A 12,775-nucleotide genomic window follows, 5' to 3' on the forward strand; every position below is an offset into this window, starting at 1 on the left:
CTACAGGTGCATCTATCTTTGAAACGAAGGTTCTGAGTTCTTCGCTTGCATCCGAAAGGATTGCTCCGCCACCTACCAAAACATATGGTTTTTTTGAAACTCTTATAAGTGATACGGCATCCAAAATATCCTCTTCACTTACATCAGCCTTCGGGCTTATCTTCTCAGGCTCTTTGTACTCATATTCAAAGCTGTCTCCTGTGACGTCCTTTGTAATGTCTATAAGTACAGGACCCGGTCTTCCTGTCACGGCAATCTTAAAAGCTCTTCTGATGGTATCGGCAAGCTTGTTGCCGTCTTTTACTATAAAACTGTACTTTGTTATAGGCATCACTATACCTGATATATCCACCTCTTGGAATGAATCCTTTCCAAGCAGGTTATTACCTACATTACAGGTAATGGCAACCATAGGTATGGAGTCCATATATGCACTTGCGATACCTGTTACAAGATTGGTGGCTCCCGGACCGCTGGTGGCAAGACATACTCCTACCTTACCGCTTGCTCTGGCATAACCGTCCGCCGCATGTGAAGCGCCCTGCTCATGACTTGTAAGTATATGTCTTATTTTGTCCTGATTTTTATACAGCTCATCATATAGGTTTAATATTGCACCGCCCGGATAACCGAAAACCGTATCCACGCCCTGTTCCAACAGACATTCAACTATTATCTTTGAACCACTTATTTTAGCCATACATCCTCCTATAATTCATCTACCGTTAAAACCGCACCTCGTGGAGCGCCTGAAACAAGCTTTCTGTATCTTGCAAGATAACCTGTAACCTCATTAAGTCTCGGCTTCCAGTTTTCTCTTCTCTTTGCAAACTCTTCTTCACTTACTCCGGCATTTATAGTGTTTGCATTGATATCTATATCAATGATATCGCCTTCTTCTATAAGTCCTATAGGACCGCCTACAGCAGCTTCAGGTGAAACATGACCTATTGATGCACCTCTTGAAGCTCCTGAAAATCTGCCGTCTGTGATAAGTGCTACAGTGGTATCAAGCCCCATTCCTGCTATAGCCGATGTAGGATTTAACATTTCTCTCATCCCGGGGCCGCCTTTCGGTCCCTCATATCTGATAACCACCACATCTCCCGGAACTATCTTACCGCCCTTTATAGCTGCAATTGCATCTTCCTCACAGTCAAATACTCTTGCAGGTCCTGAGTGCTTCAGCATCTCAGGAAGTACGGCACTTCTTTTTACCACACATGAATCCGGAGCTATATTTCCCTTAAGTACCGCAATACCTCCGACCTTTGAGTACGGGTTCTCAGCCGGTCTTATAACGTCGGTATCAAGATTTATCGCATTCTTTATATTCTCACCGACTGTCTTACCTGTAACAGTCATACAGTCAAGGTTTAAAAGTCCGAGCTTTGATATCTCTTTCATTACGGCATAGATACCGCCTGCCTCGTTAAGCTCCTCAATATATGTATGTCCTGCCGGTGCAAGATGACAAAGGTTCGGAGTTTTTGCACTTATCTCATTTGCTATATCCACGTTAAGGTCCACACCCGCCTCATAAGCAATAGCCGGAAGGTGAAGCATTGAGTTTGTGGAACATCCAAGTGCCATATCCATTGTAAGCGCATTGATGAATGCTTCCTTTGTCATAATATCTCTTGGACGAATATCTCTTTTCAACATTTCCATTACGGCATATCCTGCTCTCTTTGCAAGACGGATTCTCTCGGAATATACGGCAGGTATTGTACCGTTACCTCTAAGTCCCATACCGAGAACTTCTGTAAGACAGTTCATTGAGTTGGCTGTATACATACCTGAACATGAACCGCAGGTAGGGCAGGTCTTATTCTCATATTCCATTACATCATCTTCACTCATCTTTCCTGCAGCGTAAGCTCCCACAGCCTCAAACATACTTGAAAGTGATGTGTTTTTTCCTTTTACTCTTCCTGAGAGCATCGGACCGCCTGATACAAATACAGTAGGAATATTTAATCTGGCTGCCGCCATAAGCATTCCCGGTACCGTCTTGTCACAGTTCGGAATCATTACAAGCGCATCAAACTGATGTGCCATTGCCACAGTCTCTGTAGAGTCGGCTATCAAATCTCTTGAACAAAGTGAATACTTCATTCCTATATGTCCCATTGCTATACCGTCACATACTGCAATCGCAGGGAATACTACAGGTGTTCCGCCTGCCTCGGCCACTCCGAGTTTTACAGCATCCGATATCTTATCCAAGTTTATATGTCCCGGTACTATCTCATTGAATGAGCTTACTATACCTATTATAGGTTTTCTCATCTCTTCAGGTGTCATGCCGACAGCATTCAGTAGAGACCTGCTTGGTGCCTGTTGCATACCTGATTTCATATTGTTTGAGCGTAAATTCTCCATTTTTTCCTCTTTCTATCAAAATCTTTAAAATACTAAAATATGCTGTCTATATCTATTTTGCCTCTATCAATAGCTGTTGTTTCCTTAAGCCAATCAGCTACTATATCCCCCATTTGCGAAGTCTTAAGTACCTTGATTCCCGGGGACTTTAAATCCAATGTTTTGTAATTGCTGTTTAATACATCCTCAACAGTATCCTCTATCCTTTGTGCCTCTTCTAAAAGTCCGAGAGAATATCTAAGTAACATTGCTGCAGAAAGTATAGTCGCAAGCGGATTTGCTATATTCTCACCTGCTATATCAGGTGCGGAACCGTGGCTTGGCTCATACAGTCCGAAGTTGCCCTCTCCAAGACTTGCACTTGGAAGCATTCCTATAGATCCCGTTATCATACTGGCTTCATCGGATAATATATCCCCAAACATATTTTCAGTAAGCATTACATCAAACTGACTCGGTTCCTTTACCAGTTGCATTGCCGCATTGTCTACAAGCATATGCTCCAAAGTAACCTCAGGATATTCCTTAGCTACTTCTTCTACTACACTCCTCCAAAGTCTTGAGCTGTCAAGGACATTTGCCTTATCTACACTTGTAACCTTCTTTCTTTTTCTTGTCATAGCAATATCAAAGGCCACCTTTGCCACTCTTCTAATCTCATTTTCATTGTATACAAGAGTATCTACAGCCGTTTTTACACCGTCAATCTCCTTAGTGTATCTCTCACCGAAGTAAAGACCCCCTGTAAGCTCTCTGACTATCACCATATCAAACCCTCTGTCTACAATGTCTTCCTTTAAAGGACATGCCGATATCAGCATAGGATATAATGTAGCCGGTCTTAGATTTGCAAAAAGTCCGAGTTCTTTTCTGATTTTTAAAAGTCCCGCCTCAGGTCTTAAATTCGGTGCTACATCATACCACCTTGAGTTGCCGACATCTCCGCCTACCGCACCTAAAAGCACGGCGTCACTTTTCTTTGCAATCTCTATTGCCTCATCTGTCAGCGGTACTCCGTATTTATCAATAGAGCATCCGCCCATATCTATTTCAGTAAATATAAATTCATGGTCATATGCATCTGCAACTGCCTCAAGCACTTTTTTTGCTTCTCTTATTATCTCCGGTCCAATACCGTCACCGGGTATCAAAGTTATATTAGCTTTCATATATATCTCCATTCTGAATGCTGTTATAGTAATGAATTTATTTACTATCGGCTAAACATTCCAATGCTTTTTGTTTTACAATCCTTAATTAAAAGATTTTCTTACCATAATACTTTAAAATAGTTTTTTTTTCAACTTTACAGCCCACTATTCTCAAATTTGAACATATATTTTTTCTATATTATCCATAACATTTGGTTAAGTAAGGCATTAAAAAAGGACCAAAGACAAATCCTTGGCCCTCTTTTTTAGAAATCTTCTTCTTCATCTTCTTCAGCTATAGCACCGAATATAGCCCCCATCGTACCCGCCGATACCGCAACCGCCACTACGATAACGAGCCCTACAATACCTGCAAAAATTGGCATAATGTCCATATGTACCTCCCAAAGCCCGACAGCTTATTTTAAAAAAAACACCCGTAGGTGTCAGTGTTAACATCTATATAACTGGGCCAGCTGGATTTGAACCAGCGAATGCAGGAGTCAAAGTCCTGTGCCTTACCGCTTGGCGATGACCCAATAATCAAAAAAAGGGTGGGTAGAGGGATTCGAACCCTCGGCCTCCAGAGCCACAATCTGGCGCGCTAACCAACTGCGCTATATCCACCATATGTCATATACTATGACAAAAGCAGGTGATGGGAATCGAACCCACGTATTCAGCTTGGAAGGCTGATGTTCTACCATTGAACCACACCTGCAAAATCAAGTGAGCCTGAAGGGATTCGAACCCCCGACCCTCGGCTTAGAAGGCCGATGCTCTATCCAGCTGAGCTACAGACTCATATATTTTGTTTTTAGAAAACAAATCGGGGTGACAGGATTCGAACCTGCGACCCCCTGGTCCCAAACCAGGTACTCTAGCCAAACTGAGCCACACCCCGTCGATTCATTTACTCAATTGCGTCTCTCAGACACATATAGCATTATATCGAAGCATTATTGCAATGTCAAGCACCTTTTTAAAAATTTCAAAAAAGTTTTGTTTTCATAAAATAATTCCGTGAAAGCCTTATTTTAAAAGACTTTCACGGGTTATCATTTATTTAAAATATTCATGACCTCCATAAGAAAACAAATAAGTCAACGATGAATCAAACCATCCGACTGCATGGTTCGTAGAATAAGCTCTGTCCATAAAGTAAAGTGCACCCCTTGAGTAATCCTCTCCCATCAAAGCATTGTTTACACCCTTGATAGTGGCCTCACTTACTTTAACCTTGAAAAATCGCTTATCCCTGATAGGCGAAAACTGACCCTTACTGAAAATAACATCAGTAATTGTGTTCTCAAAATGACTTGACCGAACCCTGTTGATAACCACATTGGCTACAATGGTTCTGCCGTAAACATCATTATCACCTACCTCAGCTTCTACAATTCTTAGCAGATTATTGTAATCCTCAACTGTAAGAGAAGGTAAATCTAACGCCTTTCTTCTTTCCTCCAGAAGCCTTTCCATTTTTTCATTTCCGGTCTCCTTTTGAACGATTCTGGGCAAATCTATATTCTCTTCCTCAGCAGTTGTATCTTCTAATCCGGCATTATCCAAAACGTCTCCGACCGCAGCTTTGTCCTCGTCATCATCCTGACTTTCATCAGATGAATTGATTACATCAGCACTGACCGCATTCTTTCCGCTTCCTGCAAATCCGTTACTTGAAAATGCAACGACACTTATTATAGCACCTCCTATAGTGAGCAACGCCATGTATCGATACATCCTTTTTGTGATTCTCATAGGTATTGACATAATCCTACCACAAATGGATTTAAGAAACGATGTAATTCTTGGCATAAAATCTCTCCTTTAATACAATCGCTAATCTTTTGAATTATAGTGATTGAAAAAGGAAATGTCAATGATGTCACAAATATGTCATATTTTCGTAAGTATTACTTAATATGTATTATTTTCTTGAAATAATACCAAAACTGTATACTATATCACCTGTTTATCAGTTAAAATCTGCATTCAGCCACTTTATAGCATACTCGGCATAGAGTGCCGCGCCTATATCAAGTGCATTCTCATCAATATCAAAGCCTTCATTGTGAATTTGAATCAAGGTATTCGGCTTATCCTCATTAGATGTACCAAGATATGCGTATGCTCCCGGTACTTCAAGTATAAACTCGGCAAAATTGTCACCGCCAAGTGATATCGGCCTTGTCTTTATGGCCTTATCACCTAAGATATCTCTTACAACTTCTCTCACTTCTTCACTTGCTCTCTCGTCATTTATCAATGCGGATGTATAATCTGTCCAAATAACCTTAGCACTTCCACCATAAATTTCCGCAATATTTTGTGCCGTCTTCGTTATCTTATTTCTTACATCCTGCCTTGTTTTGGCTGATGTAGTCCTTGTTGTACCCTCTATTACGCCGCTGCCTGAAACTATATTGTAGGAAGTTCCGGAGTTCAATATTCCTATTCCTATTACTACAGGATCTATAGGAGATGTTGTCCTTGTAACAAGTGCCTGAAGTGCCACCACCGTCTGTGCCGCAATATAAAGTGCGTCTATACCAAGCTGAGGTGTGGATACATGAGTAGCCTTACCCTCTATCTCTATTCGAAAGTGATCAACCGCAGCATTGTTTATAGCTGTTGTAACACCTACCTGACCGCATCTTAAATCAGGAGCCACATGGAGTCCGAATATTCTTTCAACGCCCTTTACTTCACCGTTTTTTATCATCTCCTGTGCGCCTGCACCTATCTCTTCTCCCGGCTGGAATATAAGCTTTACCGTACCGGCAAACTTGTCTTTATTATTTGCAAGTACTATTGCCGCTCCAAGTAATGACGCATTATGTAAATCATGTCCGCAGGCGTGCATAACACCTTTATTCTCGGAGCAATATGCTCTGTCATCTCTTTCAATTATAGGAAGTGCATCTATATCGGCTCTGAGGGCAACCACCCTGTCCTTGGCTTCTCTGGTACTGTTTTGATGACCGACATTACTTTCGGATTCATCTGCTCCCGTATTCTTTGCAGGCTGTGAGGCGGCCTCTCCTCTTATAAGGCCTACCACTCCTGTTCCTGCGCTTCTATAATGCTCTATACCGAGCTTATCAAGTTCTTCTTCTATTCTTTTGGCTGTACGATGCTCTTTCATACTCAACTCAGGATGCAGATGAAAATCTCTTCTGAGTTCCACCAATTTTTCATGTATTTTCTTTACTTCATTTAATATATCCATAATGCCCTCTTTATTTTATCCTTTATTCCTACTCATTTAATAGGTTTTATATTATAGTATCACTTTTAAAATTTTCGGTCAAGCCGTAGATAAAAATTTTAAAGGCCGTACTCACACCTATGAATACAGCCTCTATTACATATTTATTTAATTTTTGTCAGCTTTCCGCTCAGTACAAATCTCGCATCGTCAAATTCGTAGCTGCAAGTCGACAGTGTAAAAATCTTATCGCCATACTTAGGCTCTATATCCGATTTGAAAGCAGATAAATTTTTCTGATTTTTTACCCAATTATCAAACTCCTCACTGTCACTAAAGTCAAGCTGCCACGCATCTTCCTCCACATTTGCCACATGACCTGCAAAAAAGTCAATCCGATAAACCGCATCTTCAGTTATCAGATAACCTTCCTTATGGCTGTCAAAGAAATCCTGCTTCTTATATCCTTTAAGTGCAGCAAACATACTTCCGTTCTTCATATGATGTCCGTATATTATATTATGGACATCGCTCAGATCAATCGGATTTCTTGTATCCAAAAATATTGCACCTGCCAGATTCTCAGTCTTATCCATCATATGGTCAAGGTAGTATTCATTGTCTGTAGTATGCACTATCGGATAGTTTATCTTTGTGTCAGGCAAATATATCCAACCCATTACATCACTGTTTACTTCTTTCAACCCCTTAAAGTCCACATCAGGATACGGCTTTTCTTCAGCCACAGTCTCTTCTTGTACCTCCTTTGTCGGGGCACTCGTCTGCTCTATGGTATACTTATCAATCTCTTTGTAGGTATCCACACCTTTTTTATATTCACTTTGTATTTTTATTATATTGAATGCGGCATACAATGCTATTGCCAAAAATACAAAGCAAAGTACTGCTCGTATCTTATCTCTCAAGTTTTTCTCCTGTCTATAATACTTACAATCTCAGCTTCAGTATGCTTACAATACTGCCACACAAACTTTAATCTGAAACCTTGAGTATCACAAATTTTTATAAAGTATATCACAGATGCAAAAACTATCAAGTATATTTACATTTCCAACCTGTAACTCATACCGCAGATGTTTATAATATCACCTTTATTCAGCCTTGTATTCTCTTCATTTTCAAGCTTCTTACCGTTTATATATGTTCCGTTTCTTGAGTTTAAGTCCACCGCGTACAGTAAATCGTTCTTTTCAAAGAATTTTAAATGTATCCTGCTCACTCCCTCCACATCCAGTACGTAATCACATATCCTGTCCTGCTTACCTATGATAAACGGCAGATAAGAGATTTCTATATCCTCTTTGCCGTTAATGCCTTTTAATACTCTGCCTGAACTATTTAACTTTATATCTGTTAAAAGTACCGTATTTGAAATCTCTTCGTTACAAGCTTCAAATACGCTCTTTTCTTCATTCAGGCAGGCGGCGCTAACACTCGGTTCATACCCGTCAAATACTTTTTCCAAAAACTCTTCTTCCTCGGTTTGTTCCTTTGACTTATTTCCTTTGAAAATACCTCCGAAAATATTGAACTGCTTTTTCTTTTTATCGCGATATTCCGTAGAGTTTTCTACCTCGGTTTCATAGGTAACCACAGGTTCATATCTCTTTACCTCTGTTTGCACATTACCGTCCAAAAGTTCTTCCAAATCATTTATAACAAAATCCCTTTTCTGACATTCCTTTAACATTCCATATACCGTTATCAGACAATCTTTATCCTCTTTATTTATATTGTCCAATATACTTTCCAAAAGTAATTTCATCTCTTCCTTATTGTTCTCATTTCTTGGAATATATAAAAATGAATATCTTTTAAGATCCAAATCGGTAAATATATACTCGGGGTCAAGTACCACCGAAGAGGCTTCCAATAAAAACTCTTCCAATGCCTTTGTTGCGGATATTATATCAATGATAAAATCCTTTATCTCATCCGCATTCATAGTTCTTACTTCAAGCACCCTTGAGAGCGGTTGAAGTGAGCTTATATCATAGCCAAGTTCAAGCCTACAGTCTACTCTCTTTAACGTTGGCTTTAAAAAACCTTTGACAGCGTTATGTTCTATCATGCCAAGCTCAAAGGCATATTTACTTTTCATCTCAATCAAAAACTTTTCTTCCGGTTCAAATATAAGCCAGTTACTCTTTAGGTTCCTTAGATAATTGACCTTTAAGTCTTTCATATATCCCCTCCAATGCGGTAGTGGCCCTTATATATCCTTCAGGATTATACACGCTCACTCTCATACTTTTCTCACCCGACTCTGCGTCAATAAAAAATTTCTTTTCCTCAATCCTTACAGCTTCCTTTTCTTTTAAGTTTACTAAACTCTTAAGTCTCTCTTTGTCATAGCCTATATCTTTTTCATCATGTGAGAGTCTTTCTAAAAGCAAGTGCAGCTCTACATTATCTACAACCTGATTATGCTTATCTATACCGTATCCTATTATAAAGGCTATCCCCAAAAACACGAAAAATATAATATAGGTCATCTCTATTGTAAAACTTCCTCTAAGCCTTTCTTTCATACGTAAAACCACAGGATACAATTTGCCGCGGTTATAAACGGAAGCATTGCTACCCTTATTCCTTTTATTTTTCTTCTTTTCATCATACAGTACATACAAAGAAGCAGTGCGTATATTGAAACTATGAATACCGAGATAAAAAACAGCAACAAATTTTTCTTTATCCCCAATATTGCTCCGCTTCCTATAAAGACAAATGCATCCCCCTCACCTAAAATATTTATTTTACTTACAGGAAGCAGTATCGCTCCGCTTAAAATACCTAAAATCACAGATTTATAATCTATACTTATGCCGCAAACAGCTTTATAAATCATAAGCATTACTATGGCCAGATAGAATATAACTATACCGACCGTATATATTTCTTTTTTTCTGATATCCTGAAAGCAAAATATTATAAGTGCAGTTATCAAAATTATTCTTTCTGCAATAAAAATATTCAATGACCACCTCCACAGTATGAACAGGCTCCCAGATGCTCCACATCCGACAGCTTTACCCTCTGTACATACGCCGTTATCGCACTGCAATGTGGATCAGAGTGATACCTTGTACCTGAAGGCATAATATAGACTGTTCCTCCTGCCCTGTTTCCACATCTCTCACACGGATGATACTTGCCTCCGTTTTCATTTCTTAGACTGTCTATATCTGCAAGCGGCACGGGTCTTAAGTCATTGTAGAGATAGTGACACCTCGGATTTAGATGATACCTTGTGGGATTTTTCCCTATGTACACATACTTTTCATCAGCGGTATTTTCACTTCCTCCCTTACCGCCGTCCGCTCCGATCCACGCTCTTCTTGTAGCTACCACACTCTGAGCTATAGTGTTTTTTCCAAGTATCCCTATAGGCAGTGAGTATTTATAATCAATTCGTATACATACAGTCTCACCGTCAGCCATACAGGATGAAAACAGTCCGTTTATATTTCTTATATTCTTATCCGCAATCTCTGTATTTATCTTTGATACCGCAAAGGCGCCTATAGCACCTCCCGATATCACTCCCTTTATACCTTCCATTGCACTGCGGTCATAGTTTTCACCGTTTTCATCTCTTTTATCTGCACTCAGTCTGTTATAGGTATAGGCATATTGGCAGGTGTCCTTACATACGGCTTCCGCAATACCCATTACTTTTCTGTTGGTATTCATCATATCAAAAGGCATTAAAAGTATTGCCATGGCTATTATAAAAAGACTGAAGCACAGGGCGGCTTCAACACTTAGGGAGGCTTTGTGAGTCCTCTTATACCTGCATGCTTGGAGAGCTTTCATTTTTTTGATTTTTATTTTTTTAATTTCTTTGGTATAAATTTCTTTGTTTTCAAAATCATTATAAGAGGACATACAAAACCTCCCTTCAATATATTTTTTCCACCCTTACTTCCATACTATAGCCCACACTTAAGCCGCTAAACTCCTTTGAAAATAATGATATTTCACTAAAAAGCCTTTTCGCACCGCAGGATATATTTGCATCTACACCGTATACCATATCCTTTATAAGAAAATCTTTTTGACCTACTCCTATATCAAGCTGCATTACATCCATCATCCTGAAATTTCTCTTTACAGGATCTTCGATATATAGAAGCATCTTAAGATACCCCTCATAGCTTATACCTCTCTTAAAGTCATCACTGTTTCCGAGGTCTTTACTGCTCAAAATATCAAATATGGAGTCAAGGTCGGTGTGCCAGTCTTCACCGCTCTTTATGACAGGTACTCTACCTCCCGACAACAGACCCTTTATATCTATCGCCGACTCTACCAACGCCCAAACGGCTATTATAAGGAACTTTACAATAAATGTTATCTGCGGAAGACAGAGTGCGCCGCTGATTGCCGCCGCCAGCTGTGTGGCAAGCTGAACTTTATCCTGATCTCTTATTATATGCATATAGTTAAGTCCCTCTCTGATTGCAAGCAATTTAAGTACTGCACTTTCAAGATTTGCCCTGTCAGTATCTGCACCGTTTAATATATACTCAAGCTCATAAGAAAGCGGTGTATTTATATCATCCGTGAAATCCGCAAAGTACTTACCCATATACTCATCTATCAAGAGCCTTTCAGCAAGATTTCTGCCGGTGTATCCGCCTGTAGTCGCATTTGACGGCAAACTTAGCGTATTTATACTCTTAGTAGAAACCGTCCTGTTTGAAGGAATAACCAGTGAAAACACTCCGTCGGAAATCATCTCCTTTAACTGCTTTAACTTATCTTCCTTATCCTCATCGGCTATACCGTGTTTGCAGCTTAATTTCATTTCACCAAGTGCATATACATCATCACTTACTCTGTTCCATCCTTCACTGATTTCGCTGCTGTAATCGCCCTCATCATCTTCATTTGCCGTATCAATTACACTTTGCAAACTGTCTATATCAGATTCGAGATTATCAAGTTCCGTTATCATACTTTCACTTTGTGAAGACAGCGCTGCTACTTCAAGTCTTCTTTCACTGTCTTTATCCACATAGTCTTTGAACTTTTCTATTTCACCCTCTATATATTCCTTATTGCTCTCTGAGAGTTTATCAAGATCGGATGAGTTTTTGGCTTCTATCTCCCTTAACTTTGCCGACATCTTATCGGCTTTCTTCTCATATTTTTTTACAAGCTCAGGAACCTTTTTTAACTTCTTTTTCAGATTGTCACTTAATTTTTTTAACTCACCAAGATTCTTATTATCAAGTGCCTCCTTCATCTTAAGCTTTATCTTTTCCTGTGCGTCAATATTTTCAGAAAGCCGCTTCAATGCCTTTTCCACATCTATAGCTTCTCTTGAGCTGAGTCCGTAGTCCGAGGTAATCTTTTCCATGCTCTTGGCATCCTCAATATCCTTCCACAATTTATCCGGAGACCCGTCAAATACGGATTCAAAAGTACCGAGCTTCATATAGTCAACGATTTCCTGCTCAATATACATTCCGCCTTTGTCATTTAAACTGATTTTCTTATTCAGACTTACCGTGGGGTTTTGAATCCTGTACATTCCGCAGTTTTTCACATAGGGCTTCATATACTCACACATCAAATCACCGATATTCTCATCGTTCTCACTTTCAAGTGCGAATATCCTATAATTATCCCACATCGCCCTGTGGTATCTGCTAAACAGCGAATCTATTGCCGAATCTCCTGCGGTTTGTAAATAAAGTCTTGCACCTGAAGTTCTGGCGGATTCCAAAAGTGCACATATAAGTGCGGATATACAGACAAATATCAAGGCTATAAAGACGGTAACGGAACCTCTTTTTTTCAAGTATATACCTCTTTTGACTTCTTATTGATTTCCTTGAAAATATTGTTTAGAAGCTTACCTATATTTCCTTTGAATATAAGTACCAACCCGATAAGTACAACAAGCACAAGTACTATCTCTATAACACCTACTCCGTCCTCATTTTCCAAAAAATCCTTCCAAAAATCCGACATATTCCCTCCTTTTTAAAACTTTTCC

The 12,775-nt window shown here is 39.5% G+C and carries 13 protein-coding genes and 5 tRNA genes; all 18 read right to left on the bottom strand.

The features are described from left to right. Positions 1-700: thiamine pyrophosphate-binding protein (locus ACO6FI_RS08060; RefSeq protein WP_485456890.1), on the bottom strand; the 700-nt coding region annotated here is incomplete at its 3' end. Positions 701-708: 8 nt separating this feature from the next. Next, complete coding sequence (gene ilvD, locus ACO6FI_RS08065; protein WP_485456891.1) at positions 709-2,385, bottom strand: dihydroxy-acid dehydratase; 1,677 nt, start codon at positions 2,383-2,385, stop codon at positions 709-711. 32 nt (positions 2,386-2,417) lie between these two features. Further along, entirely contained in the window at positions 2,418-3,554 is a 1,137-nt protein-coding gene (gene leuB, locus ACO6FI_RS08070) for a 3-isopropylmalate dehydrogenase (protein WP_485456892.1), read from the bottom strand. Between the two features lie 248 nt (positions 3,555-3,802). After that, entirely contained in the window at positions 3,803-3,931 is a 129-nt protein-coding gene (locus tag ACO6FI_RS08075; RefSeq protein ID WP_298056749.1) for a hypothetical protein, read from the bottom strand. A 72-nt stretch (positions 3,932-4,003) separates the two neighbouring features. Beyond that, a tRNA-Gln gene (locus ACO6FI_RS08080) sits at positions 4,004-4,075 on the bottom strand. A 14-nt stretch (positions 4,076-4,089) separates the two neighbouring features. Next, positions 4,090-4,163 (bottom strand) — tRNA-His (locus tag ACO6FI_RS08085). 23 nt (positions 4,164-4,186) lie between these two features. After that, positions 4,187-4,257, bottom strand: a tRNA-Gly gene (locus ACO6FI_RS08090). Between the two features lie 9 nt (positions 4,258-4,266). Continuing rightward, positions 4,267-4,340, bottom strand: a tRNA-Arg gene (locus tag ACO6FI_RS08095). Positions 4,341-4,365: 25 nt separating this feature from the next. Next, positions 4,366-4,440: transfer RNA gene (locus ACO6FI_RS08100), tRNA-Pro, on the bottom strand. Positions 4,441-4,598: 158 nt separating this feature from the next. Beyond that, positions 4,599-5,354 (bottom strand): cell wall hydrolase, encoded by a 756-nt coding sequence (locus ACO6FI_RS08105; RefSeq protein WP_485456893.1) that lies wholly within the window; start codon positions 5,352-5,354, stop codon positions 4,599-4,601. Positions 5,355-5,514: 160 nt separating this feature from the next. Then, positions 5,515-6,768 (bottom strand): M20 metallopeptidase family protein, encoded by a 1,254-nt coding sequence (locus tag ACO6FI_RS08110; RefSeq protein ID WP_485456894.1) that lies wholly within the window; start codon positions 6,766-6,768, stop codon positions 5,515-5,517. A gap of 143 nt (positions 6,769-6,911) precedes the next feature. Continuing rightward, positions 6,912-7,673, bottom strand: coding sequence for a class B sortase (srtB, locus tag ACO6FI_RS08115; RefSeq protein WP_485456895.1), 762 nt, complete (start codon positions 7,671-7,673; stop codon positions 6,912-6,914). Between the two features lie 137 nt (positions 7,674-7,810). Beyond that, positions 7,811-8,953: a DUF6382 and FHA domain-containing protein gene (locus tag ACO6FI_RS08120; protein ID WP_485456896.1), complete on the bottom strand. Its 1,143-nt coding sequence runs from the start codon at positions 8,951-8,953 to the stop codon at positions 7,811-7,813. Further along, entirely contained in the window at positions 8,910-9,299 is a 390-nt protein-coding gene (locus tag ACO6FI_RS08125) for a hypothetical protein (protein ID WP_485456897.1), read from the bottom strand. The genes ACO6FI_RS08120 and ACO6FI_RS08125 overlap by 44 nt, the downstream gene beginning before the upstream one ends. Next, on the bottom strand, positions 9,296-9,745 hold the full coding sequence (locus ACO6FI_RS08130) for a prepilin peptidase (protein ID WP_485456898.1): 450 nt from the start codon (positions 9,743-9,745) through the stop codon (positions 9,296-9,298). Before ACO6FI_RS08130 ends, ACO6FI_RS08125 begins: the two co-directional genes overlap by 4 nt. After that, complete coding sequence (locus ACO6FI_RS08135; protein ID WP_485456899.1) at positions 9,742-10,656, bottom strand: hypothetical protein; 915 nt, start codon at positions 10,654-10,656, stop codon at positions 9,742-9,744. The genes ACO6FI_RS08130 and ACO6FI_RS08135 overlap by 4 nt, the downstream gene beginning before the upstream one ends. Positions 10,657-10,669: 13 nt before the next feature. Further along, positions 10,670-12,577, bottom strand: coding sequence for a DUF5702 domain-containing protein (locus ACO6FI_RS08140; RefSeq protein WP_485456900.1), 1,908 nt, complete (start codon positions 12,575-12,577; stop codon positions 10,670-10,672). Then, positions 12,574-12,750: a Flp1 family type IVb pilin gene (locus ACO6FI_RS08145; protein WP_485456901.1), complete on the bottom strand. Its 177-nt coding sequence runs from the start codon at positions 12,748-12,750 to the stop codon at positions 12,574-12,576. Before ACO6FI_RS08145 ends, ACO6FI_RS08140 begins: the two co-directional genes overlap by 4 nt. Between the last annotated feature and the right edge of the window lie 25 nt (positions 12,751-12,775).

This window comes from Lachnoanaerobaculum sp., from assembly GCF_057250505.1.

Bases quoted from the DNA above. Each gene is read 5' to 3' on its own strand.
- ilvD (WP_485456891.1), bottom strand. From the start codon at position 2,385: ATGGAGAATTTACGCTCAAACAATATGAAATCAGGTATGCAACAGGCA.
- leuB (WP_485456892.1), bottom strand. From the start codon at position 3,554: ATGAAAGCTAATATAACTTTGATACCCGGTGACGGTATTGGACCGGAG.
- ACO6FI_RS08075 (WP_298056749.1), bottom strand. From the start codon at position 3,931: ATGGACATTATGCCAATTTTTGCAGGTATTGTAGGGCTCGTTATCGTA.
- ACO6FI_RS08105 (WP_485456893.1), bottom strand. From the start codon at position 5,354: ATGCCAAGAATTACATCGTTTCTTAAATCCATTTGTGGTAGGATTATG.
- ACO6FI_RS08110 (WP_485456894.1), bottom strand. From the start codon at position 6,768: ATGGATATATTAAATGAAGTAAAGAAAATACATGAAAAATTGGTGGAA.
- ACO6FI_RS08120 (WP_485456896.1), bottom strand. From the start codon at position 8,953: ATGAAAGACTTAAAGGTCAATTATCTAAGGAACCTAAAGAGTAACTGG.
- ACO6FI_RS08125 (WP_485456897.1), bottom strand. From the start codon at position 9,299: ATGAAAGAAAGGCTTAGAGGAAGTTTTACAATAGAGATGACCTATATT.
- ACO6FI_RS08135 (WP_485456899.1), bottom strand. From the start codon at position 10,656: ATGTCCTCTTATAATGATTTTGAAAACAAAGAAATTTATACCAAAGAA.
- ACO6FI_RS08145 (WP_485456901.1), bottom strand. From the start codon at position 12,750: ATGTCGGATTTTTGGAAGGATTTTTTGGAAAATGAGGACGGAGTAGGT.